Origin of the sequence: Caballeronia sp. LZ024 (assembly GCF_031451455.1) — a bacterium.
Classification (GTDB): domain Bacteria; phylum Pseudomonadota; class Gammaproteobacteria; order Burkholderiales; family Burkholderiaceae; genus Caballeronia; species Caballeronia telluris.
This window is the reverse complement of sequence record NZ_JARUXL010000004.1, coordinates 506,231-527,827: the sequence shown is the minus strand read 5'-3', so window position 1 is coordinate 527,827 and position 21,597 is coordinate 506,231. Positions and strand designations below refer to the sequence as shown.

The 21,597-nt window shown below is 64.0% G+C and carries 24 protein-coding genes; 16 read left to right on the top strand and 8 right to left on the bottom strand.

Going from position 1 to position 21,597, the window contains the following annotated elements; genetic code table 11:
* The first annotated feature begins 479 nt into the window (after positions 1 to 479).
* From QCE48_RS24575 to QCE48_RS24565, 3 genes are all read left to right on the top strand, one after another.
* Entirely contained in the window at positions 480 to 1,331 is an 852-nt protein-coding gene (locus tag QCE48_RS24575) for a hypothetical protein (RefSeq protein ID WP_309782862.1), read from the top strand.
* Positions 1,332 to 1,391: 60 nt separating this feature from the next.
* Positions 1,392 to 1,730: a hypothetical protein gene (locus QCE48_RS24570; RefSeq protein WP_309782861.1), complete on the top strand. Its 339-nt coding sequence runs from the start codon at positions 1,392 to 1,394 to the stop codon at positions 1,728 to 1,730.
* Between the two features lie 118 nt (positions 1,731 to 1,848).
* A complete protein-coding gene (locus QCE48_RS24565; RefSeq protein WP_309782860.1) occupies positions 1,849 to 2,172 on the top strand; it encodes a DUF4148 domain-containing protein in 324 nt (107 codons plus the stop codon).
* Between the two features lie 186 nt (positions 2,173 to 2,358).
* Here the strand turns inward: QCE48_RS24565 and QCE48_RS24560 are convergent, their stop codons facing one another.
* The gene (locus tag QCE48_RS24560; protein ID WP_309782857.1) at positions 2,359 to 2,805 is read right to left on the bottom strand and encodes an RDD family protein; all 447 of its coding nucleotides are present in this window, start codon (positions 2,803 to 2,805) and stop codon (positions 2,359 to 2,361) included.
* 100 nt (positions 2,806 to 2,905) lie between these two features.
* Here QCE48_RS24560 and QCE48_RS24555 point away from each other — a divergent pair, with 100 nt between their 5' ends.
* On the top strand, positions 2,906 to 3,565 hold the full coding sequence (locus QCE48_RS24555; protein ID WP_309782856.1) for an NUDIX hydrolase: 660 nt from the start codon (positions 2,906 to 2,908) through the stop codon (positions 3,563 to 3,565).
* Positions 3,566 to 3,597: 32 nt separating this feature from the next.
* Here QCE48_RS24555 and QCE48_RS24550 read toward each other — a convergent pair whose 3' ends face one another.
* Positions 3,598 to 4,923, bottom strand: a complete 1,326-nt coding sequence (locus QCE48_RS24550) for a tryptophan leader peptide (RefSeq protein WP_309782855.1) — start codon at positions 4,921 to 4,923, stop codon at positions 3,598 to 3,600.
* A gap of 282 nt (positions 4,924 to 5,205) precedes the next feature.
* Between QCE48_RS24550 and QCE48_RS24545 the strand changes: the two genes are divergently transcribed.
* Genes QCE48_RS24545 through QCE48_RS24530 form a run of 4 tightly spaced genes read left to right on the top strand, consistent with a single transcriptional unit; the run spans position 5,206 to position 9,310 of the window.
* Positions 5,206 to 5,958, top strand: coding sequence for an SDR family NAD(P)-dependent oxidoreductase (locus QCE48_RS24545; RefSeq protein WP_309782854.1), 753 nt, complete (start codon positions 5,206 to 5,208; stop codon positions 5,956 to 5,958).
* Positions 5,959 to 5,992: 34 nt separating this feature from the next.
* Positions 5,993 to 7,312 carry an MFS transporter gene (locus QCE48_RS24540; protein WP_309782853.1) on the top strand — a complete coding sequence of 440 codons (1,320 nt, stop codon included), beginning with the start codon at positions 5,993 to 5,995 and terminating at the stop codon, positions 7,310 to 7,312.
* A 25-nt stretch (positions 7,313 to 7,337) separates the two neighbouring features.
* Complete coding sequence (rhmD, locus tag QCE48_RS24535) at positions 7,338 to 8,519, top strand: L-rhamnonate dehydratase (RefSeq protein WP_087629587.1); 1,182 nt, start codon at positions 7,338 to 7,340, stop codon at positions 8,517 to 8,519.
* Positions 8,520 to 8,530: 11 nt separating this feature from the next.
* Positions 8,531 to 9,310 (top strand): SDR family NAD(P)-dependent oxidoreductase, encoded by a 780-nt coding sequence (locus QCE48_RS24530; RefSeq protein WP_309782851.1) that lies wholly within the window; start codon positions 8,531 to 8,533, stop codon positions 9,308 to 9,310.
* Here QCE48_RS24530 and QCE48_RS24525 read toward each other — a convergent pair.
* Positions 9,297 to 10,244, bottom strand: coding sequence for a LysR family transcriptional regulator (locus QCE48_RS24525; protein WP_309782849.1), 948 nt, complete (start codon positions 10,242 to 10,244; stop codon positions 9,297 to 9,299). The genes QCE48_RS24530 and QCE48_RS24525 overlap by 14 nt on opposite strands.
* 148 nt (positions 10,245 to 10,392) lie before the next feature.
* Between QCE48_RS24525 and rhaM the strand changes: the two genes are divergently transcribed.
* From rhaM to rhaS, 6 genes are all read left to right on the top strand, one after another.
* Complete coding sequence (rhaM, locus tag QCE48_RS24520) at positions 10,393 to 10,707, top strand: L-rhamnose mutarotase (RefSeq protein WP_309782848.1); 315 nt, start codon at positions 10,393 to 10,395, stop codon at positions 10,705 to 10,707.
* Positions 10,708 to 10,743: 36 nt separating this feature from the next.
* Complete coding sequence (locus QCE48_RS24515; RefSeq protein WP_309782847.1) at positions 10,744 to 11,634, top strand: amidohydrolase family protein; 891 nt, start codon at positions 10,744 to 10,746, stop codon at positions 11,632 to 11,634.
* A gap of 28 nt (positions 11,635 to 11,662) precedes the next feature.
* Entirely contained in the window at positions 11,663 to 13,183 is a 1,521-nt protein-coding gene (locus QCE48_RS24510; protein WP_309782846.1) for a sugar ABC transporter ATP-binding protein, read from the top strand.
* Positions 13,180 to 14,220: an ABC transporter permease gene (locus tag QCE48_RS24505; protein ID WP_404982097.1), complete on the top strand. Its 1,041-nt coding sequence runs from the start codon at positions 13,180 to 13,182 to the stop codon at positions 14,218 to 14,220. The genes QCE48_RS24510 and QCE48_RS24505 overlap by 4 nt, the downstream gene beginning before the upstream one ends.
* On the top strand, positions 14,213 to 15,217 hold the full coding sequence (locus QCE48_RS24500; protein ID WP_309782845.1) for an ABC transporter permease: 1,005 nt from the start codon (positions 14,213 to 14,215) through the stop codon (positions 15,215 to 15,217). The genes QCE48_RS24505 and QCE48_RS24500 overlap by 8 nt, the downstream gene beginning before the upstream one ends.
* Before the next feature lie 76 nt (positions 15,218 to 15,293).
* Positions 15,294 to 16,307, top strand: a complete 1,014-nt coding sequence (rhaS, locus tag QCE48_RS24495) for a rhamnose ABC transporter substrate-binding protein (protein WP_309782844.1) — start codon at positions 15,294 to 15,296, stop codon at positions 16,305 to 16,307.
* 166 nt (positions 16,308 to 16,473) lie between these two features.
* On the opposite strand, the gene QCE48_RS24490 is transcribed toward rhaS, so the two are convergent.
* Together QCE48_RS24490 and QCE48_RS24485 are read right to left on the bottom strand one after the other, a co-directional pair.
* The gene (locus tag QCE48_RS24490) at positions 16,474 to 17,082 is read right to left on the bottom strand and encodes a copper-binding protein (RefSeq protein WP_309782843.1); all 609 of its coding nucleotides are present in this window, start codon (positions 17,080 to 17,082) and stop codon (positions 16,474 to 16,476) included.
* A 44-nt stretch (positions 17,083 to 17,126) separates the two neighbouring features.
* Positions 17,127 to 17,531, bottom strand: a complete 405-nt coding sequence (locus QCE48_RS24485) for a helix-turn-helix domain-containing protein (RefSeq protein WP_309782841.1) — start codon at positions 17,529 to 17,531, stop codon at positions 17,127 to 17,129.
* A gap of 888 nt (positions 17,532 to 18,419) precedes the next feature.
* Here QCE48_RS24485 and QCE48_RS24480 point away from each other — a divergent pair.
* The gene (locus QCE48_RS24480) at positions 18,420 to 18,977 is read left to right on the top strand and encodes a hypothetical protein (protein WP_309782840.1); all 558 of its coding nucleotides are present in this window, start codon (positions 18,420 to 18,422) and stop codon (positions 18,975 to 18,977) included.
* Between the two features lie 11 nt (positions 18,978 to 18,988).
* Positions 18,989 to 19,384, top strand: a complete 396-nt coding sequence (locus QCE48_RS24475) for a hypothetical protein (protein ID WP_309782838.1) — start codon at positions 18,989 to 18,991, stop codon at positions 19,382 to 19,384.
* A gap of 57 nt (positions 19,385 to 19,441) precedes the next feature.
* Here the strand turns inward: QCE48_RS24475 and QCE48_RS24470 are convergent, their stop codons facing one another.
* From QCE48_RS24470 to QCE48_RS24460, 3 genes are all read right to left on the bottom strand, one after another.
* Positions 19,442 to 19,750 (bottom strand): H-NS family nucleoid-associated regulatory protein, encoded by a 309-nt coding sequence (locus QCE48_RS24470; RefSeq protein ID WP_087629577.1) that lies wholly within the window; start codon positions 19,748 to 19,750, stop codon positions 19,442 to 19,444.
* A gap of 335 nt (positions 19,751 to 20,085) precedes the next feature.
* Positions 20,086 to 20,331 (bottom strand): hypothetical protein, encoded by a 246-nt coding sequence (locus tag QCE48_RS24465; protein WP_309782836.1) that lies wholly within the window; start codon positions 20,329 to 20,331, stop codon positions 20,086 to 20,088.
* A gap of 237 nt (positions 20,332 to 20,568) precedes the next feature.
* Positions 20,569 to 21,561, bottom strand: coding sequence for an LLM class flavin-dependent oxidoreductase (locus QCE48_RS24460; protein ID WP_309782835.1), 993 nt, complete (start codon positions 21,559 to 21,561; stop codon positions 20,569 to 20,571).
* Positions 21,562 to 21,597: the final 36 nt, after the last annotated feature.

The window sequence follows — 21,597 nt, the reverse complement described above, 5'->3', positions numbered from 1 at the left end:
ATGGTAATCTTTGGCATCAGTCGGTTCTTTTTCGGGGCCGCATCGATCGCATACGGATTTCGTCGAAATCCGCCTCCGCGCGCAGCACGCCGACTGCCTTTGTCTCGTCACGCGTTCGTCTCGCGTCCGATCCGCCGCGCGGCCACGCGCGAATCAGCGAGCCTCGATGCTCGCCCGAAAACAACCGAATGACCGGCGTCGTCGCCCGCACTCTCAATCGCCTGCCTTGCATGGCGAAGGCGGTGCGGACTTTCAGGCGATGACCTGCAGTGCTGCCACCGGGTACTCCCACACGGCGGTGTTTTTTTACGAACGACCGGGAGATGAAGATGAGCCACGCTGATACTCTGGAACGGCGCATCTGCCCTGTATGCAAGCGCTTTCCCGCGGGATACGCGGACAGCGACGTCTGCCTGATTTGCGGTGCCGATACGGTCCCTGTATCGGAAGCGGCCGGGGGGAAACACCACGCGGAAGCGATGCAGCCGGCAACCCGCGCGCCGCGTCCGCGTGCCGAACGGCCGCATCTGGATTCGGGCGGCGGCGTGTTTTTTCCTTTCGACGGTGATCGTCCGGAACGCAAACCTGTGTGGCCCTATGTCCTCGCCGTTCTGGGCGCGGCGTTGTTCGTCACCGTCTACTTTCGTCATGAAAGTCCGCAGCCGCAACAGGCGCTGCAGCCGGAAATTGAATCACAGCGCGGCTACGATTCCGGTGCGGTCGTCGCGCCGCCTGTGGCAGCGGCACCGGATGCCGTCGCCGCAGCGAGTACGGCACCGCAGACGGCTCCCGCTCCGGGCAATGCCGGTGGCGAATCGATTGCGGACTCCGCTGCGCCGGAAGCCGCTGGCACCGTGACCTCCACGCCGACCGATACGACACCCGCCAGGCCCACTGCCGCTGTTCCCGCGCCGAAAGCGGAGACGCCGCCCGCGAAGAATGCGGTCACCGCATCGGAGACGAACATTCTGAACGGCGTGCGCTACTCTCTGAAGCAGGGCGACCTCACCGACGCGCGCGAGCGCTTCGAACGGCTGCGCCAGAGCGTACAGGCGCGTCCGGAGGGTCGGCAGGTTGCCGAAGAATTGAACCGGCGCGAGCGCGAGCGCGACGCCGCCTTGCAGCGCGCGCGATACTGCGAAGCGGGCAAGGACTGGTCCTGCATGGCGCAGAACGCCGCTCACGCAAAGGATCTCGATTCGGGCAACGCACAGTCGCAGGTCATGCTCTCGATGGCGACGAGCCAGCTCCGATGGGCGAGGAGCACGCGGCCCGCGCCGTCGAGAAGCGCCGCGCCGACGCCCGCCGGCCCGGTCGCCGCGGGCCAGTGATTTTCAGACGCGATGCAGCGATTGCTCGCAACTCAGGCAGGCATAGACGACGGAGCTAGCATGACTACGGGTTCTGGTTTGGCCGACGGTCCGCTGAAGGAAACATCCGGGGCGCTGCACACGCTCGTCGGATACCTCGAACTATCGCTCGACACGGGGAAAGGCGTCGTCATGATGCGTCGCGATCCCGACGTCTTTTCCGTCTGCCTCGGCAATCCGGAGAACGAGGAAGAGAAACTGAAGAACCACGCGACCATCACTGCGGCGGTGGCGAACGAGATCCTCGAAATGACGCAGGGCGGTGTCAACCGCCTGACTGTCGGCGACCAGACATACCGCTTTTTCCGGAGCTTTACGCAGATCGCCGATGTCGGCGCGGTCGTCTTCGTCCCCGCGTAGATGACCGGAACCTGACTTCGAGCGGTCTGCGGCGTCATACGGCAGTTCATCGCGCTACGGCCGACTATGCTTAAGACAGTACTGTCGGACGATCGTATTGTTCTGGAGGCACGCCGTCATGAAATCGCTCATCTATGCAGTCGCTGCCGCGTCGGTGCTGGCGGCGCCGCTCGTGTCATTCGCGCAATCGGATTCTTCGTTGACGAGAGCGCAAGTGCGTACCGAACTCAAGCAGTTGGAATCCGCAGGCTATGTGCCGGGCGGCGGCGACGAGCCGAATTATCCCGCCAACATTCAGGCCGCCGAGGCGCGTATCGCCCCGAGCGACGCTGGCACCGGTTACGGCGGCGCGGTCAGTGGATCGTCGGCCTCCGGGGGCGGCACGGCAGTCAGGCCCGCTTCGCCTGCCGAGATGAACAAGCTGTATTTCGGCGGTCAGTGAACCGGGCGTCATCCGTCGGACGATCGCGCGCGGAGATCGCCGGAAGCGCCGCGCGTCGATCCTGTCTCACCACGTTCTCCGAGCGGCTGCGACCGTGAGAGCGTTAAGGCGCCACGAGCATGCTCGATGTGGCGCCTTTCTTTTTCTCGTCGCCGTATCCTGTTCGTCAGAAGCGCAACGTGACCGCTACGCCGCGGGACGACCGCCGTCGCCGGTCTCTTCTTCGATGACGATCGTATTCGCCATCCGGTCGTGCCATCCCTGTCTTCGTTCGTTGAACAGGATCGGCAGGAAGCCCGCACCGCACGTCGCGAAGCAGATCAGGTAACCGGCCGTGCGCAGGGCGGCCTGCTTCGCGGTCATCCGCTGCCCGCTATCCGCATCGACGATTTTCACATGCAGCGCCCGCTTGCCCGGCGAAGTGCCCCAGACGACCCACATCACGCCGGTCAGCAATATCGGCACGCATTGCGCGAGCACGGTCCACAGAAGGATCGTCGCGACGAGCGACTCCGGTTGCGCGAGCAGTTCGTCCGTCGACGGACCGAGCGGCACGAACAGCACGATCACGGTCCACCAGAGCGAATCGATGCCCAATGCGCTCATGCGGCGGGCGTGGCTGGCGTATCGCATCGACGGCGCGAGGCGATGCCCGGAAGGCGCATGTGTCATAGTTCGGTCAATTACTCGGCGCTAAAAACATAGGGTGACATTAGAACAAATCGCGGCGTGCATGCCGCACGTCATCGCCAAGACATCAACGATCGTAGAGGTCCGCTTGTCCATTCGACGACTCGAGCAAGCGCGCCGTTTGCTGGCACTGGCGCAAACTGGCTTGCACTATACCGAAGGCGCATTCGACAAGGAGCGCTATCAGGAGATCGCCGCCATCGCCCACGCGCAGCTCGGCGAACTGGCCGACATGGACGCGGAGCAAGTGGCCGACCTGTTCGCACATGAAGCAGGCTATGCAAACCCGAAGCTCGACGTTCGGTGCGCCGTGTTCAACGACGCCGGCGAAGTCCTGCTGGTACGCGAGGCGGCGGACGGATTGTGGTCACTTCCCGGCGGCTGGGCGGATGTCGGCGCGTCGCCGGCCGAAAACGCCGCCAAAGAAGTGCGCGAGGAAAGCGGATACACGGTTAGCGTGGAGCGCCTGCTCGCGGTGTGGGATACGGCGAAGCATCCGCATCCGCCTTCGGTCTTTCATATCTGGAAGCTCATGTTTCTCGGCAGGATCGTGAGCGCGGGCGATGTTATCGGCGTCGAAACGAACGGCGTCGGCTTTTTCGCGATCGACGCGTTGCCGCCGCTGTCGCTCGGACGCATCCTGCCCGAGCAGATCCGACGCCTCGACGCGCTTCGACGCGACGGCGGCATCGCGTTCGACTGACGAGGGCGCAGCGGTTCGCGTCGCGCCGCCGTTCACGACGCGTCGTCCTGCTCCAGCGCTTTGGGCTGCGTCTCGTCGAGGATCCGGAGCTTCTCGTCGATATCCGCGAGCGGATGGCCGCTTGCGCGGACCTCGGCGACGAGCCGGTGCGCGTAGGAGCGACAGTTCGCAAGCGTTCCGTGCAACTCCGGCTCGCTTTTCAGCACGGACACGGCCGCTTCCATCTCGGCCGGCGTGTCGCTCAGCAGCGCGGCGACGACCTCCTGCGGCGGGATGGGCGAAGCGTGACTGCGCAACTGGCGCATCCAGTCGGTCGCATGGAGCGTGGCGCGCCGTCGATGCTCGCGCGCCTCGGCCGCATCGAGCGAAGAGAGGCTTTGCCGGTTGTTTTCGAGCGCGGAACGCCAGAGCGTCATCACATTGCCGCGCATCTCCCCAATCGCGGCGCCGAGCGCCGCCGTCTCGCCGCCCGTCATGAGGCGCCGGTCTTCGAGCGCATCGAGCCGCTCGCGAAAGCCATTCAGAAAGGGATGCCAGTCCGCGGGGAGTTCATTGTGAGCGTAGAACTCGCTCGTGAGATCCGTCAGTTCCTTGCGAATCTCCGCGACCGTCTGATGGTCGGCGAGACGCGCCTCGTAGACGTCCTTCGACGTCACGACCTGCCGATGCAGCGGGAAAAGCGGATTGTTATAACGCCGCTGCAAATGCCGTTCGATGGCGCCGGGTGTCGCGCTCCACTTCCACTGAGGCAGGGCGTGGGCGTCGAAGTCGGGCAGGCCGCGGACCATTTCCCGGAAAAGCGGCATGGCGTGCTCGGTGGCATTGCGCAGGCACGCGGCGATGCGGATGTCGTTGCCTTCCAGATCGCCGCCGGCACGACCGTAGTAGGGCGAATCCGGCGCCTGAAGCAGGAAGCCTGTTGCGAGCACGAACTCCATCGGCAGTTCCAGCGGCTGTCCTTCAAGCTGGAAACTGCGTTGTTCGACGGGCGTGGCGTCGAAGGACTGAATGAGGCGGTTTTCCAGTTCGATCAGCGTATCCAGCACGTCGCCCGTCGCGGGCTGGGCTTCGTCCGCGAGCAGGCAAAAGGTGTCGCGCGCCATCCGCGCCGCGACCACGCCGTGCTTTTCGGCGAAGAGCCAGAACCAGAGCGCGAGCGCGTAGCCCTTGGTCGCGCTCTGGGCGGTGTTCTCGACTTCCGGCGTGAACACGATGCCGGCGGCGTTCCAGTTGGAAAAAGGCGGAGCGTCCGCCCTCATGAGCATGCCCAGCAGTTTGCGCAGTGCGCCGTAGGTATCCGATGCCGAGTCGGACGCGCCCTGGGAGGGCGATGATTTGTTCCAGAACTTCCAGTCCACGTTGTCCTCAACTGAGCAAAGGAACACGATTCGGGGCGCGATACGCGCGCGCTTGAGTCTCGCCAATCATCGCGGTTTGCGTGCGCGCAGGCAAGGTCCGCCTCGTGCCGATGCGCGCGCTTTGGTCAGAGCAATCCGTCCGCTCACGCCGGTTTGGGGCGCGGCCGCCGTCGCGCTAACGATCCACTTTCGTTATCGCGTCATCATCAAGTCGAATTGTCCGGCTATTGCCACTTCACTATAGTGGCTTGACTCGTGAAGACAACAGGACAAGGAGACACGATGAACCAGGTCGATCTGGCAGGACGCACGGTGGTGATTACGGGAGGCGCGCGCGGCATCGGCTATGCGGTTGCGCAACGGTCGCTCAAGTCGGGCGCGCAGGTCGCGCTCTGGGACATCGACGCGGAGCGCCTTCAGCGCGCCGCCGACGAACTCGACGGCGCGAAGAGCGTCAGCGCGACGGTGGTCGAACTCACCGACGAGGCATCGGTCGAGGCCGCCGTGCAGAAGACGCTCGCCGCGCACGGCAAGATCGACGTGCTGGTCAACAACGCGGGCATCACGGGCGGCAACGGCACGACGTGGGAACTCGCGCCCGACGTGTGGCGGCGCGTCATCGACGTGAATCTGATCGGCCCGTTTCTCACGTGTCGCGCGATCGTGCCGCACATGCTGAAGAACGGCTACGGGCGGATCGTCAATATCGCTTCCGTCGCGGGCAAGGAAGGCAATCCGAACGCGTCGCACTACAGCGCGTCGAAGGCGGGGCTGATCGGTCTCACCAAGTCGCTCGGCAAGGAACTCGCGACGAAGAACATCCTCGTCAACGCGGTTACTCCGGCCGCGGCAAAGACCGAGATCTTCGATTCGATGTCGCAACAGCACATCGACTACATGCTCTCCAAGATTCCGATGAACCGCTTTCTGCTGCCGGAGGAAGCTGCGTCGCTGATTCTCTGGCTCTCGTCGGAAGACTGCGCGTTCAGCACGGGCGCCGTGTTCGACCTGTCGGGCGGACGCGCCACTTACTAGGCGCGGCGCGGGACAAGCATACCGGAGACAACCTATGAGCGATCCGCACCCCGCGGAGGACGCGGTGACCGCGAAGGTCATGCGTCGTCTGCTGCCTTTTCTTCTCCTGATGTACGTGCTCGCGTTTCTCGATCGCGCGAACATCGGCTTTGCGCAAAAGGCGCTGCAGCAGGACACGGGGCTCTCGAACGCCGCGTTCGCATTCGGCGCGGGCATTTTCTTCGTCGGCTATGCGCTCTTCGAGGTGCCGAGCAACCTGCTCTTGCATCGCGTGGGCGCGAAGCTGTGGATGTGCCGGATCATGGTCACGTGGGGACTCGTCTCGGCGGCGATGGCCTTCGCCCATTCGACGACCACGTTCTATGTCCTGCGCTTTCTGCTCGGCGTGGCGGAGGCGGGCTTCTTTCCGGGCATCGTCTATTACCTGACGCGCTGGTTTCCGCAGTCGGCGCGTGCGCGCGCGCTCGGCGTCTTCTACTTCGGCGCGCCGCTCGCATTCATCTTCGGCAGTCCGCTCTCGGGCCTTCTGCTCGACCTGCATGGCGCGCTCGGTTTCGCGGGCTGGCAGTGGCTGTTCCTGGTCGAAGGCGGGCTCGCGTCGATCGTCGGCGTGTGGGCGTTCTGGTATCTCGACAACGAGCCGGCGAAAGCACGCTGGCTCACGTCCGACGAGCGCACGCTGCTCAGTGCGCGGATCGAAAGCGATGCGCGCACTGCTTCGTCGCATGGGCCGCACAGCGTGCTCGCGGCCTTGATCGACGTGCGCGTGCTGATTCTCTCGACCGTTTATTTCCTGATCCAGATAGCCGTCTACGGCGTGATCTTCTATCTGCCGCAACAGGTGTCCGCGCTGCTCGGCGCGAAGGTGGGGCTGAAGGTCGGACTCGTCACGTCGATCCCGTGGATCTGCGCCGTCGTCGTGACGTGGATCGTGCCGCGCTATGCGGACGCGAGCGGCCTGCACCGGCGCCTCGCCGTGCTGATGCTGCTGGTCGCGGGCGCGGGCATCGCCGTGTCGGGGCTCGCGAGCCAGCCGGTCGTGTCGATGATCGCGCTGTGCTTTGCCGCGAGTTGCTTCATCGGCGCGCAGCCGCTCTTCTGGACGTTCCCCACGCGCTATCTCGCCGGCGCCGCGGCCGCGGCGGGCATTGCGCTCATCAATTCGCTCGGCAGCCTCGGCGGCTTCGTCGCGCCGATGCTGCGCACGGCGTCCGAAGCCGCGTATGCATCGAAGAGCGCGGGGCTCGTCGCGCTCGGCACGGCGAGCGTGCTGGCAGCGCTCGTCATCGTCGTGTTCGTGCGCCAGCCGAAAGCTGCCGAGTTTGCCCGCGCCAAGCCCGCGAAAGCGTCATAACCAGAACATTCAACGGAGTCAGATCATGTCCATGCCAACCATCCGGCAAGTGCGCGCCTTCACCGTGCGGGGCGGCGGCGCCGATTACCACGACCAGGGCGCCGACCACTGGATCGACGACCACATCTCGACGCCGATGGCGCGTTATCCCGAGTATCGGCAAAGCCGGCAGTCGTTCGGGATCAACGTGCTCGGCTCGCTCGTCGTCGAGATCGAGGCGAGCGACGGCACCGTCGGCTTCGCGGTGACGACGGGCGGCGAAGTGGGCGCGTTCATCGTCGAGAAACATCTGGCGCGGTTTCTCGAAGGCCAGCGCGTGACCGACATCGAAAAGATGTGGGACCAGATGTACTTCGCGACGCTTTACTACGGCCGCAAGGGCATCGTGCTGAACGCGATTTCGGGCGTCGATCTCGCCCTGTGGGACTTGCTCGCCAAGGTTCGGAAGGAGCCGGTGTTTCATCTGCTCGGCGGCCCGGTGCGCGACGAACTGCAGTTCTACGCGACGGGCGCGCGTCCCGATCTCGCGAAGGAGATGGGCTTCATCGGCGGCAAGATGCCCTTGCAGCATGGGCCGGCAGAGGGCGAAGCGGGCCTCGCGAAGAACATCGCGAAGCTCGCCGACATGCGATCGAAAGTCGGCGATGATTTCTGGCTCATGTTCGACTGCTGGATGAGCCTCGATCTGAACTATGCGAAGCGCCTGGCGTCGGCGGCGCACGAGCATGGGCTGAAGTGGATCGAAGAGGCGCTTCCTCCTGACGATTATTGGGGTTACGCCGAACTGCGCCGCTCGGTGCCGCGCGGCATGATGGTGACGACGGGCGAGCACGAGGCGACGCGCTGGGGCTTCCGGATGTTGTTCGAGATGGGCTGTGCGGATCTCGTCCAGCCGGACGTGGGCTGGTGCGGCGGCATCACGGAGCTGATCAAGATTTCCGCGCTCGCGGATGCCCATAACGTGCTCGTCGTGCCGCATGGGTCCTCGGTGTACAGCTATCACTTCGTGGTGACGCGGCACAACTCGCCGTTCGCGGAGTTCCTGATGATGGCGCCGAAGGCCGATGAAGTCGTGCCCATGTTCACGCCGCTTTTGCTCGACGAGCCGGTGCCGGTGAACGGCCGCATGAAGGTGCCGGAGACGCCCGGTTTCGGGGTGCGGCTCAATCCCGACTGTGCGCTCGTCCGGCCTTACACACACGATTGAGGGGCAAGCCCGTGCTAGAGAACAAAGTGGTCATCGTCACCGGCGGGTCGCGAGGCATCGGCCGCGCGATCGCCGTCGCCAGCGCCAAAGAGGGCGCGGACATCGCCATCAACTACTGGGGCGATAACGACAAGTCTTACGGCCGCTTGTCGGCGGTCGAGGAAGTGGTCGGCGAGATCGAAGCGCTGGGTCGCCGCGTGATCGCGATAGAAGGCAACGTCGCTGAGAAGGAAACCGGCGTGCGACTCGTCGAGCGTACCGTCGAAGCGTTCGGCCATGTCGACGTGCTCGCGAGCAACGCAGGCATCTGCCCGTTTCATGCGTTCCTCGACATGCCTGCGTCCGTCTACGAGACGACTGTCGCGGTCAACCTGAACGGTGCGTTCTACGTGACGCAGGCGGTCGCCAACCAGATGAAGGCGCAAGGCACGGGCGGCGCGATCGTCGCGACCAGTTCGATCAGCGCGCTCGTTGGCGGCGGCATGCAGACGCATTACACGCCGACCAAGGCCGGCGTACATTCGCTGATGCAGTCGTGCGCCATCGCGCTTGGCCCTTATGGCATCCGCTGCAACTCGGTGATGCCGGGCACCATCGCGACCGACCTCAACGCCGATGATCTCTCCGATAGCGAAAAGCGCGCGTACATGGAAAAACGTATCCCGCTTGGCCGCTTAGGCGAGCCGGACGATGTCGCGCAGTGCGTCGTGTTCCTCGCGTCCGACCGCGCGCGCTATGTGACGGGCGCGGCGCTGCTCGTCGATGGCGGGCTGTTCGTCAACCTGCAATGAGCGAACTCGCCGAATACTTGCGCAACAAGGCGATGAAGTATTCGGCGGGCTCGCAGAGCGTCTCCTGCTTGCGACGCAACAAGCCGAAGCCCGACAGGCTCTTGCCGATCTCGACGGGCAACTCGACCAGTAGTTGCGCACGCAAGTAATCGCGCACGACGGATTCGGGCAGCATCGCGACCGCTTCGCTGTTTTGAAGCAATTGCAGCGTGGCGAAGATCGACGCGCATTCGACCACGTTCGATGGCGACGTCAGCCCCGCCCGCGCGAGTTCCTCTTCGAACAGGCCGCGCGCCGGGCTCGTGATCGGCTGGAGAATCCACGGCCAGGCGATCAGTGCATCGAGTGCAAGCGGCGTCTTTGCGGCAAGCGGATGCTTCGCGCGCACCACGAGCCGCATGGCTTCGCGCGCGAGCGGTTCGAAGTCGAAGTCGTTGTGTTGCAGCGGGGTCGTGAGCCGGCCGAGCGCGAGATCGACTTCGCGGCGGTGCAGCAGTTGCACGACCTGATCGCTCGTTTCACCCAGAATGCGCACGTTGAGCAGCGGCCGTTCCGACTTCAGTTCGGCGACCGCCATCGCGAGCACGTCGGGCGCGGCGCCCATGATCGCGCCGACCGTCAGTTGCCCGTGGCCGCCGCGCCGCTTGCTCTCAAGGTCGGCGGCGAAGCGGGTTAGGTCCGCGAGCGAGCGGCGCGCATAGGCGAGCGTCGCGGTGCCGAGCGGCGTCGGCTGCATGCCGCGCGCGTTGCGCTCGAACAGCTGGAAGCCGAACGCTTCCTCGATGTCGGACAGCATGCGGCTCGCGCTCGGCTGAGCGACATTGATGGCGTCCGCGGCCTGATGCAGGTTGCGTGCGTCGTCGAGCGCGACGAGTAGCGCGAGATGCTTGAATTTCAGACGGTTGACGAGTGCGTGGGAGATGTTTTCGTTCATCGCGAGACGCCTGGGCGATACGGTTTTGCGATCGGCCAATCCTGCAATCGGATTGTGATGTTATCGGTCGGCGCATTATAGTCGCAGCACAAGAGCCTGGACGCACCTGATTTCAACGATCACATAACCATCCAAAGGGCAGGCCGCCATGGAGACACTTGCGTTTCGAATGACCCTTAAAGCCGGCATGCGCGATGAATACGAACGGCGTCATCGCCAGATATGGCCTGAGCTTGCCGAGGCGCTTCGCGCTGCCGGCATCCGCGATTACTGGATCTTTCTCGACGAATCGACCGGACATTTGTTCGCGACATTCAAGCGCGAAGCGTCGCATTCGACCGATGCGCTGCCGGCGCTGCCGGTGATGCGCAAATGGTGGGATTACATGGCGGAACTGATGGCGACGAACCCGGACAACTCGCCGGTGTCGACACCGCTCGTGCCTGTCTTTCATCTTCCCTGAATCGCCGGCGCTTTCGAACCGCACGAGGACACCGCCATGCAGGTTGTCGATCCGCATATTCACTTGTGGGATTTGAAGACGCATCACTATCCGTGGCTCGCGAATCCGCAGACGTCGTTCGTCGGCGATGCGCGCGAGTTGCAGCACGATTACCTGATCGGCGATCTGCTGCGCGATGCCGGCGACATTGAAGTGCTGAAGCTCGTGCACGTCGATGCGAATCACGATCCGGCCGATCCCGTTGAGGAAACACGCTGGCTGCAAGGCATCGCCGATGGCGAAGGGCGCGGCATGCCGAACGGCATCGTGGCATACGCCGATCTTTCGGCCAATAACGCAGAGGCGCTGCTGGAAGCGCATGCGGCGTTCAGTAACACGCGCGGCATTCGCCAGATTCTCAATGTGCACGAGAATCCGCATTACGACTACGGCGGCCGTCATTTCATGCACGAGGCGGTGTGGCGTCGAAACTTCGGCTTGCTGAAACGCCATTCAATGTCGTTCGATATGCAACTATATCCGTCTCAGATGAACGATGCCGCCGCGTTGGCACGCGAGCATCACGACACACAGTTCATCGTGAACCATGCGGGCATGTTCGTCGACCGTTCGTCGGTTGCGGGCTATCGCGCCTGGCTCGGCGGCATGCGCGCGCTCGCCGCCTGCGAGAACGTCGCGGTGAAGATCAGCGGGCTCGCGATGTTCGATCATGCATGGACCGTCGAGAGCTTCCGGCCATATGTCCTGGAAGCGATCGATGCGTTCGGTTGCGAGCGCGCGATGTTTGCGTCGAACTTTCCGGTCGACCGGTTGTTCGGTTCGTATGGCGCGTTGTGGCGCGCGTATGCAGCGATAGTTGCAGATGCAACCGATAGCGAAAAGGAAGCGCTGTTCCGACGCAATGCGGAACGTATCTACCGGATTTAAATGACGTAACGGCTTGCATGGAGACAGCATGACTGACACGAAAACGCCGAGGCTCGAACTTCGGCATGCGAGCAAGTCGTTCGGACGCGTGCGCGCGCTCGGCGACGGCAGTCTCGCGCTATTGTCCGGCGAAGTGCATGCGCTGCTCGGCGAGAACGGCGCGGGCAAGTCGACGCTCGTCAAGATTCTCGCGGGCGTGCATCAGCCGGATACGGGCGAACTGCTCGTCGAAGGCATCGCGCGGCGCTTCGCGAATCCCGCCGAGGCACGCGACGCCGGGCTCGCCGTGATCTATCAAGAGCCGACGCTGTTCGCCGACCTGTCGATTGCCGAGAACATCTTCATGGGCCGGCAGCCGCGTGACGGGCTGCGCCGCATTCGCTACGACGAGATGAACCGCGAAGTCGATACGCTGCTCTCGACGCTCGGCGTGAACCTGCGCGCGGAACGGCTCGTGCGCGGCCTGTCGATTGCGGACCAGCAAGTGGTCGAGATCGCGAAGGCGCTGTCGCTCAATGCGAACGTGCTGATCATGGACGAGCCGACCGCAGCGCTCTCGCTGCCCGAGGTCGAGCGGCTCTTTGCCATCGTGCGCGCGCTGCGCGAACGCGACGTCGCGATCCTGTTCATCACGCACCGGCTCGACGAAGTGTTCGCGCTCACGCAGCGCATGACGATCATGCGCGACGGCGTGAAGGTGCATGACGCGCTGACCGCTGACATGACCATCGATGCGATCGTCAGCAAGATGGTCGGCCGCGATCTGGACACGTTCTATCCGAAGGCCGATGTCGATCGCGGCGAAGTGCGCCTGTCGGTGCGCGGTCTTACGCGCGAAGGCGTCTTCAGCAAGATCTCGTTCGATGTCCACGCGGGCGAGATCGTCGCGCTCGCGGGACTCGTCGGCGCGGGACGAAGCGAAGTGGCGCGCGCGATCTTCGGCATCGATCCGGTCGACGCGGGCACAGTCAAGATCGCGGGCAAGCCGCTCTCTCTCGGCAAGCCAGCGGCGGCGGTCCGCGCGGGCCTTGCGCTCGTGCCGGAAGATCGTCGCGCGCAGGGTCTCGCGCTCGAACTCAGCATCGCGCGCAACGCGTCGCTCACGGTGCTCGGCAGGCTTATGAAACACGGTCTCATCTCGGCGAAGAGCGAGTCGACGCTAGCCGCCGACTGGGGCAAGCGCCTGCGCCTCAAAGCGAGCGATCTCGATGCGCCAGTGGGCACGCTGTCCGGCGGTAACCAACAGAAGGTCGTGATCGGCAAGTGGCTCGCGACGAATCCCAAGGTGCTCATCATCGACGAACCGACGCGCGGCATCGACGTCGGCGCGAAGGCCGAGGTGTATCGCACGCTCGCGGATCTGGTGCGCGAAGGCATGGCGGTGCTGATGATTTCGAGCGAACTGCCCGAGGTGCTCGGCATGGCCGACCGCGTGCTCGTGATGCACGAAGGCCGCATCAGCGCCGACATCGCGCGCGCTGATGCGAACGAGGAACGGGTGATGAGCGCCGCGCTCGGTGCATCCCCGCATCTGGAACGCGCAGCATGACACGACACTCATCTACGATGCCCGCGATGCATGCACCCAAGCACAAGCGGCCCAATCCCGTTGCGGGACTCGTGAAGAGCCGCGAGGCCACGCTCTTCGTCGTGCTGATCGCGCTCGTCGCGGCGACAGCCGCCGTCAAGCCGGAGTTCCTCAATCTCCAGAACTTGCGCGACGTGCTGCTCAACGTCTCGATCATCGGCCTGCTTACGGCGGGCATGACGGTCGTGATGCTGATGCGGCACATCGATCTCTCGGTGGCGTCGGTGGTCGGCGTGAGCGCGTATGCGGTCGGCAGCCTGTTCGTGATGTTTCCGCACATGCCCGTCGTGCTCGCGATGCTCGCAGGCATCGGCATCGGTCTCGCGATCGGCGCGCTGAATGGCGCGCTCGTCACGTTCGGCCGCGTGCCCTCGCTCGTCGCCACGCTCTCGACGCTCTACATCGTGCGCGGCGCCGATTACGCGTGGGTCCACGGCGGCCAGATCAACGCGACGAGTCTTCCCGAATCGTTTGCGCTGATCGCCACCGGATCGGTGCTGGGCATTCCGAATCTCGTGCTGATTGCGTTCGTCGTGCTCGTCGCCCTCGCCATCTATCTGCGGCAGTATCGCGGCGGACGCGAGCACTACGCGATCGGCTCGAACCCGGAGGCCGCGCGGCTCGCCGGCATTGGCGTCGAACGCCGCGTGATGATCGGCTTTCTGCTCTCCGGTGCGATCGCCGGACTCGCGGGCGTGCTCTGGCTCGCGCGCTTCGGCACCGTCGATGCGAGCACGGCGAAGGGCATCGAGTTGCAGGTGGTCGCCGCCGCAGTGGTGGGCAGCGTGGCGATCACGGGCGGCGTCGGCACCGTGATGGGCGCGACGCTCGGCGCGCTTGTCCTCGGCGTGATCAACATCGCGCTCGTGGTGTTGCGCGTGTCGCCGTTCTGGCAGCAGGCCATCCAGGGCCTCCTGATCGTCGCGGCCATCACGCTCGATACGCTGCTTGCCCGCTCCGTCGCCAAACGCATGATGAGGAAACGCGATCATGGCTAAACCCGATTCCGCTCTCTCCACGACCAGGCGCCGCCACCTCCAGTGGGAAGCGATGCTCGCGATCGTGCTTCTCGTCTCGCTCGCCGGAGGAAGCGTGCTCTCGCCGATGTTCCTGTCGTCGGCGAACCTCTCGAACATGCTCGCCGACTTCACCGAGATCGCGCTGATCGCCTTGCCGATGACGCTCATCATCATCGCCGCCGAGATCGATCTGTCGGTGGCGTCGGTGCTCGGCGCTTCGAGCGCATTGATGGGCGTGTTATGGCACATGGGCCTGCCGATGCCGCTCGTCATCGCGATCGTGCTGGTTGCAGGCACGCTCGCGGGGCTCGTCAACGGGCTCGTGATCGTGCGGTTCAACCTGCCGTCGCTCGCGGTCACGATCGGCACGCTCGCACTCTTTCGCGGGCTCGCCTATGTGCTGCTCGGCGATCAGGCCATTGCGGATTTTCCCGCCGCGTACACGGCATTCGGCATCGACACCATCGCGGCCACGTTCCTGCCGATGCCGTTCATCCTCGTGATCGTCGGTGCGATCGTCTTCACGGTGCTGTTGCAGGCGACGCCGTTCGGTCGCAGCCTCTATGCGATCGGCGCGAATCCGGTGGCCGCGCAGTTCTCCGGCATTGATGTCGCTAAGACGAAGCTTAGGCTATTCATGCTGTCCGGCGCGATGGCGGCACTCGCGGGCGTCGTCTATACGCTTCGCTTCACGAGCGCTCGCGGCGATAATGGCGAAGGCTTCGAGCTCTCCGTGATCGCGGCCGTGCTGTTCGGCGGCGTGAGCATCTTCGGCGGACGCGGGTCGATGATCGGCGTGCTGCTGTCGCTCCTTATCATCGGTGTGTTGCGCAATGCGCTGACGCTCGCGGACGTGTCGAGCGAAACGCTGACCATCGTGACCGGCGCGCTGTTGCTGTCGTCGGTGCTGATACCGAATCTCGTTGCGCGCTTCCGTGCGGCACGGGAAAAGCGCTTCATGACTCAGACGCTTTAACGCAGGTTTCATAACCACGCGCGTCAAAGAGCTCGCGTTTAGCGAGGCCGCGCGCGACATCAGGAGACTCAAGGCCATGTTCAAACCATTACGCTCGATCCGCCATCCGGCGCTCGCGGCCGCGCTACTGGCGGCCTGCGTCGCGATGACCGCCAACGCCGCCGACTTGAAGAGCGGTCTGAAGATCGCGTTCCTGCCGAAGCAGATCAACAACCCTTACGAAGTGATCGCCGACGACGGCGGCATGGCCGCGATCAAGGAGATGAACGGGCAGGGCAAGGTGGTCGGCCCGTCGGATGCGGGCGCGTCTTCGCAGGTCTCGTACATCAACACGCTCATCACGCAGCGGCAGGACGCGATCGTGATCGCCGCGAACGATGCCAACGCGGTGGTGCCTTATCTGAAGAAGGCGATGTCGCAGAACATCAAGGTCGTGACCTTCGACTCCGACACTGCACCGGACGGCCGTCAGATCTTCGTCAATCAGGCGGATTCGGAAGCTATCGGGCGTGGGCAGATCCAATTGCTCTCGAAGCTCGTCGGCGGTGAGGGCGAGTTCGCGATTCTGTCGGCGACGCCGAATGCGACGAACCAGAACACCTGGATCAAGTGGATGCAGGAGGAACTGAAGAAGCCCGAGTATTCGAAGCTCAAGCTCGTGAAGATCGCATACGGCAACGACGACGACCAGAAGTCGTTCGTCGAGACGCAGGGTCTGCTGCAGGCGTATCCGAACCTCAAGGGTATCGTCGCGCCGACGTCGGTCGGGATTGCGGCCGCGGCACGCTACATCCAGTCGTCGCCGGCGAAGGGCAAGGTCGTCGTGACCGGACTTGGCACGCCGAACCAGATGCGCGCGTTCGTGAAGAACGGCACCGTGAAGGCGTTCCAGCTGTGGGACCCGGGCCAGCTCGGTTATCTCGCGGCGTTCGCGGCGGCTAACCTGGCGTCGGGCAAGATCACCGGCAAGGAGGGTGATTCGTTCGAAGCGGGCAAGCTCGGCAAGCGGACGGTCGGCAAGAGCGGCGAGGTGATCCTCGGGCCGCCGACCACGTTCGATGCGGCTAATATCGACAACTTCAACTTCTGAGGTTGAGCTTGGCGGAAAGCGCAGCGGCCATGTCGGTCGCTGCGCTTTTTTTTGTTCGCTGCTGGTTGCAGGCGGCACGTGATTAAACCCTTGCCGATCAGCGTGTTGGCTCGTTCGCGCACGAGCTGTCCACAGAGTTATGAACGAAAACTGTGGACAACTCCCCTCACTTCACCGTCGACCCCCCACGCAACACCTGTATCGCCGTCGCCGACACGAACTCCGCCCGCACGGTATCTCCGGTCTTCAACCCGTCGAGCGACACATCTGGCGAAAGCTCGAACACTTCGGTGCGGTTCGGCCCGCGCAACGTAATCAGGCGCTTCTTCGGATCGATCTTCTGGATCGTCGCGAGAATCTGCACGCTGCGAGCGGTAGCGGCCACGCCGCCCGAAGCGGGAATGGTGGCCTCGGTGTCGACACGTTCGCGAATCCCCGTCGACTTGACCTTCGTCGCGCGCACGAGGAGCGCGTTCCGGTACTGGATGTTGACCGTATCGCCGATTTGCAGTTTCTTCACGTCACCGACTTCGGGATTCACCGCGACCTCGACGATGCGTCCTTGCGGCCCCTGCAGCGCCACGCTGTTGGTCGCCGGATCGATGCCGACCACATGCGCCTGAACCTCGGCGACCGCCGCGGCGCCGCGCGCGTCGACCGCCGCGCCCGATGCCGCGTCCTGTGCAAGGACCGGATGCGCGAGCGCGATTGCGGTGAAAGCGGCGGCGCGCACGAGGGCCGTATGCAGGACACGTGACTGAGCTTGAAGTGACATGCGTTGCTCCTTGCTTGAGTGAGAAGGCGTCTGGGGCGGCGCGACTAGCGCCGCGACTTCGACAGCAGGTGTCCGAGACCGAGATTGGTTGCGATCTGCCAGATATAGACGCGCGAAAAACGCACGCCATAACGTCGTTCGATCAACGCGCGCAGACGAGCGTTGGTCCACGCGTCGCTTTCAAAGCCATGCGCGCGCGCCGGTCCTTTGAGGGCCGACGCGATCCATTCGAGCGCCTCCTGATCGAGCACCGAGGAGCGGCCGCCGACGCCCATCTTCTGCAATGCTTCGAGCCCGCCCGCCGACACGATCGCCTGATAGCGCTTCACCGTCTGCGTAGAAAGATGCAACTGCTCGGCGACGGCTTCGACCGACGCGCCGTCGAGCAGCATCTGCCCGGCTGTCATTCTCCGGACGACGCTCGGAAGGTTTTCTGGTCGGGAAAGCATCTGCGCACTCGTCGTTGTGATCGCAGGAAAGCGGCTGATTCCCTGTGTCGCGCAACTGCCGCAACCGTCAGGATCGAGACCGTTCGTGGAAAGCACAATCCGTTTTCCGATGCCAAAACCTCGAACTCCCTTACAGCATGTATCAATATACGTTTTCTCGTCGATTTGGGAAAAAGCAGTCAAAATTTTTCCCTTGTAATTCGATTTTCTTTTTCCTATGGCAGGGACGTCGGATCGAATCGGTCTAAAGAATTCGGAGAATGAAATTGGCGGCGCTCGTGTTGCATTTTTTGGTGCAGTAATAAAAATGTTCTTGGCATGGACAAAAAACGTTTGTTAGCATCTGTAAAAGGAGACAAAGAAGCTCTTTGTAAGGCACTCATCCGCGCCACCGCGGCTTCGCGCGCCGCCCACGTTTTCCGAGGAACGTGTATGGCTTTCCCTTGCTAGCAGCCCGCGAGCCAGACTCGGCAGTCGAAACCGCGCGGACATTTGCGTCCTGTCATTCGATCTGTCGGCCGAGTCCGCCAGCGTAATCCGTATCGAGCGTTTTTATAATCGCGCACGCAAAGGGCGGGAGATTTCTCGCGCTTTTTTTCGATGTTCCGTTAGGACCAACGCAAAGGATTGCTTGAAATGGATCGTCGGAGCGAGGTAAAGACGCGGTGTCGACTAGCGGCCTATTTCGCCGAAGCACTTTTAATGTGCGACGCATTCGCTCGGATATTCCATCGACACCTCGCCGGTCATTTCGGCCTATTAGTCCCGCCTTTTTCGCCGTGCGCTTTCGGAAACGGGTCGAAGCGAACGCGACGTCGCGTATCGCCGAACCGCGCTCGCCGCGCGACACTCGCGATCGCCGGCCCGTGCGCGTTGCTGGCGGCATCGATGCCGGTTCGCGCGACCGAAGGCGGCGTCGGGCGGCCGATCACCGGCATGCAACCGACGCCCGAGGCGGGCGTCGTGCCGCCCGCCTCGGACTGGATCGTGACGCTCGCAATCATCTACTACGAAGGCTCGCTCGGTTCGAGCAGAACCTTGCCGGTAGCGGGCACGATCACGGCGGGGCTCACCTACACCGCCGTCTATTCGCAGGCAAACCTGATCAAGACCCGGGGCATCACGTTGGGCGGCTGGAACTTCGCGACATCGGTCGGCCTCGGGCCGGTTATCACGTGGGCCGGGAAGGTCGCCAGGACGCCGGTTTCTGCGGACTGCGCCGGGTCAACGAATTCGAGGCGCATAACCGCCCGAAAGGAAACGCCGTGCTGCATTCGCTCAGCGCGACGTTCGAGCGCGCGCGCCGTGAGCACGCCGCGTCATGCGGACAGATTCGCCCGGGTCCGGCGGGCGACGCACACAGGCACCCGTTTCGTGCGAACCGGTCCGCTTTTCAACATCAGTGCGCGCGAATCCGCGCACGCAAACCCGGACTCGATCCTATGAAAGGAGCCTTCATGGACACCCCGATGACCGAACGCATCACCCGCGCCCTGACGCGCGCCGCGGCGAACGAAGGTGTGTTGCCCTATGTGAAGTTCCACGCGATGTTCGAGCGCACGGTGCCGCTCACCGAGCGTTATCGTGTGCTGGAGGCGGCGGTGCGTTCTTTCGCCGATGTCTCGTCGGTCGACTACGGCGTGCTGCTTGCGTGCGACAACGGCCTGCCGGGTCCCGATTTCTTTCAGCGCTTTCGCCGGTGCCGCAACGGGGAATATGCCGCGGTGGTCGGATCGTCGCCGCTGCAGAACGCGACGATGAAGCAGAAGCGGCTCATCGCCGCGACGGAGCGCGCGCGCGTGTACGAGCATGCACGCGAGGACGCGGGACGCGCGGAAAAAGCGGTCGCCTAGCATCGCCCCACGCGCGGCGCGCGCGCGGCGGCCTGTCGCGCGCGTTCGGACTCGCTGTCAGACCCGGTAGAACTCGATGTCCTGTCCGGCGTGCACCGCGCGCTTGAGCCACTCGGGCATGTCGCCAATACCGTCCCACGTGTCGCCGCTCGCGTTCATGAACGCAGGCTTCGCGCCGTTGCCGGCGTGCGGCACGGAGGGCAATTGCGGCATCAGCCGCTTCGTGCCGTTCGTCTTTGGGGGGAGGGGAGTCGCTGCCACGTTTGCTTCGGCCAGGGCCTCGGCGAGCGCCGTTTCGGTTATGCCGAACTCGACCATTCGGCCACGCAAATAGGCAATGATGCTGTCTCTCTTTCTTTCGTCCACGGCTGTCCTGATTCAGCTTATTACTTTCTGGAAGGCGAACCGATATCCCGCGCGGACCGGGGCGGTTCGATGAGTTAAATGATTTTTACAAAGCGTGGCGCGCGGCGAACCGCACGTCAATTAGTGTAATACCGCAATGCCGTCATTCCCTGAGAACGCGATGAGGGGACGGCGGCGCTTCGGCTATGGCTGGCGGACGTTGCGAAGGACAGGCGCGTAAAGAAGACACGTCAGGGTGCTCTTGCGGAATCCGGGAAGCCGGCCAGCGATGCCAGGGCGCTTCGAAACCTCGAACCCTTCTATTGTATGCCGCTTATTGTAATCGCTAAATCCTTTTAACGATTATGTTGTTCACCCGGCAATTCGGCGCCGTGCGCGCGAATGGCCGCGATCAATTCCGCCGCCGTAATTTCATAGCGCACTTCGCGGTGAATGCCGGCTTTACGCTCGTCGATTTCGATCAGGAGGACGGCCTTGCCGTCGTCGGCTGGCACGAGCCGCAGCGTGCGCAGTTCCTGACCGGTCGCTTCATCGCATTCCGTCAGCAAGGTCATCGATCCTGTGGCGGGACCTCTTGGCATCGACATTCTCCGTTCCGGTGATCGACGTGATGGTTCTCGCGCGCGCCTCGTGCCACGTCACACGCAAAACGCGCACGCAAAACGTGCACGCGACAGACACAGCGCCCGCAGCCCGCGTCAATCGGACGCGCCGGCGACGATTCCATTATTGCTTGCCAAATCCGCGCGCGTCCAGAGGCGCGCGGATTATCGAGGATGCGCGCGGCGCGCGACGATCGCGGCTTTGCGCGCCTGCCCTCAACGCGCTGCGAGGGCCGCGTGTGCCTGCGCCGTGATCTCGAACGAGCGCAGCCGCGCCGCGTGATCGAAGATCTGCGCCGTCACGATCAGTTCGTCGGCCTGTGTCTGGTCGATCAGCGAGGCCAGTCCGGCTTCGACCTCGCCCGGATCGCCGACCACCGAGCACGCGAGCGAATGCTCGACGCCCGCGCGCTCCGTCTCGCTCCACGCGATGTCGCGCGTCGGAGGCGGCAACTGGCCGGGCGTGCCGCGCCGCAGGTTAATGAACTGCTGCTGCAACGACGAGAAGAGAAACGCCGCGTCGTCGCTGCGATCGGCGGCGAACACGTTCACGCCGACCATCGCGTAGGGCTTGTCGAGCGTCTTCGATGGACGGAACTGCGCGCGATACACCTGCAGCGCGGTGAGCAGGTAGTCCGGCGCGAAGTGCGACGCGAAGGCGAACGGCAGGCCGAGCGCCGCGGCCAGCTGCGCGCTGAAGAGCGACGAACCGAGCAGCCAGATCGGCACGTTCAGCCCGGCGCCCGGCACGGCGCGCACGCGCTGGCCTTCAACCGGATCGGCGAAATAGCGCTGCAGTTCCACGACGTCGTCGGGGAACGAGTCCGCGCTGCCTTGCAGGTCGCGGCGCAGCGCGCGCGAGGTGGTCTGGTCGGTGCCGGGCGCGCGGCCGAGTCCCAGGTCGATGCGGCCCGGATACAGCGAGGCGAGCGTGCCGAACTGCTCGGCGATCACGAGCGGCGCGTGATTCGGCAGCATCACGCCGCCGGAGCCGACGCGAATCGTCTTCGTGCCGCCCGCGATATGGCCGATCACGACCGACGTGGCCGCGCTCGCGATGCCCGTCATGTTGTGATGCTCGGCGAGCCAGTAGCGCAGATAGCCCCATTGTTCGGCGTGCTGCGCGAGGTCGAGCGAATGGCGAAAGGCGTCGGCGGCGGTAGCGCCCGCCGGAATCGGAGATAAATCGAGTACTGAAAAGGGGATCATTCGACGGGTCCGGTGTCTGGAGGCGTCGGAGCGCGC

Excerpts from the sequence above, each read along its gene's own strand:
- QCE48_RS24575 (WP_309782862.1), top strand. The coding sequence starts at position 480 with ATGCAGCCGGCAACCCGCGCGCCGCGTCCGCGTGCCGAACGGCCGCAT.
- QCE48_RS24570 (WP_309782861.1), top strand. The coding sequence starts at position 1,392 with ATGACTACGGGTTCTGGTTTGGCCGACGGTCCGCTGAAGGAAACATCC.
- QCE48_RS24565 (WP_309782860.1), top strand. The coding sequence starts at position 1,849 with ATGAAATCGCTCATCTATGCAGTCGCTGCCGCGTCGGTGCTGGCGGCG.
- QCE48_RS24560 (WP_309782857.1), bottom strand. The coding sequence starts at position 2,805 with ATGCGATACGCCAGCCACGCCCGCCGCATGAGCGCATTGGGCATCGAT.
- QCE48_RS24555 (WP_309782856.1), top strand. The coding sequence starts at position 2,906 with ATGCCGCACGTCATCGCCAAGACATCAACGATCGTAGAGGTCCGCTTG.
- QCE48_RS24545 (WP_309782854.1), top strand. The coding sequence starts at position 5,206 with ATGAACCAGGTCGATCTGGCAGGACGCACGGTGGTGATTACGGGAGGC.
- QCE48_RS24540 (WP_309782853.1), top strand. The coding sequence starts at position 5,993 with ATGAGCGATCCGCACCCCGCGGAGGACGCGGTGACCGCGAAGGTCATG.
- rhmD (WP_087629587.1), top strand. The coding sequence starts at position 7,338 with ATGTCCATGCCAACCATCCGGCAAGTGCGCGCCTTCACCGTGCGGGGC.
- QCE48_RS24525 (WP_309782849.1), bottom strand. The coding sequence starts at position 10,244 with ATGAACGAAAACATCTCCCACGCACTCGTCAACCGTCTGAAATTCAAG.
- rhaM (WP_309782848.1), top strand. The coding sequence starts at position 10,393 with ATGGAGACACTTGCGTTTCGAATGACCCTTAAAGCCGGCATGCGCGAT.
- QCE48_RS24515 (WP_309782847.1), top strand. The coding sequence starts at position 10,744 with ATGCAGGTTGTCGATCCGCATATTCACTTGTGGGATTTGAAGACGCAT.
- QCE48_RS24510 (WP_309782846.1), top strand. The coding sequence starts at position 11,663 with ATGACTGACACGAAAACGCCGAGGCTCGAACTTCGGCATGCGAGCAAG.
- QCE48_RS24505 (WP_404982097.1), top strand. The coding sequence starts at position 13,180 with ATGACACGACACTCATCTACGATGCCCGCGATGCATGCACCCAAGCAC.
- QCE48_RS24500 (WP_309782845.1), top strand. The coding sequence starts at position 14,213 with ATGGCTAAACCCGATTCCGCTCTCTCCACGACCAGGCGCCGCCACCTC.
- rhaS (WP_309782844.1), top strand. The coding sequence starts at position 15,294 with ATGTTCAAACCATTACGCTCGATCCGCCATCCGGCGCTCGCGGCCGCG.
- QCE48_RS24490 (WP_309782843.1), bottom strand. The coding sequence starts at position 17,082 with ATGTCACTTCAAGCTCAGTCACGTGTCCTGCATACGGCCCTCGTGCGC.
- QCE48_RS24485 (WP_309782841.1), bottom strand. The coding sequence starts at position 17,531 with ATGCTTTCCCGACCAGAAAACCTTCCGAGCGTCGTCCGGAGAATGACA.
- QCE48_RS24480 (WP_309782840.1), top strand. The coding sequence starts at position 18,420 with ATGCCGGTTCGCGCGACCGAAGGCGGCGTCGGGCGGCCGATCACCGGC.
- QCE48_RS24475 (WP_309782838.1), top strand. The coding sequence starts at position 18,989 with ATGGACACCCCGATGACCGAACGCATCACCCGCGCCCTGACGCGCGCC.
- QCE48_RS24465 (WP_309782836.1), bottom strand. The coding sequence starts at position 20,331 with ATGCCAAGAGGTCCCGCCACAGGATCGATGACCTTGCTGACGGAATGC.
- QCE48_RS24460 (WP_309782835.1), bottom strand. The coding sequence starts at position 21,561 with ATGATCCCCTTTTCAGTACTCGATTTATCTCCGATTCCGGCGGGCGCT.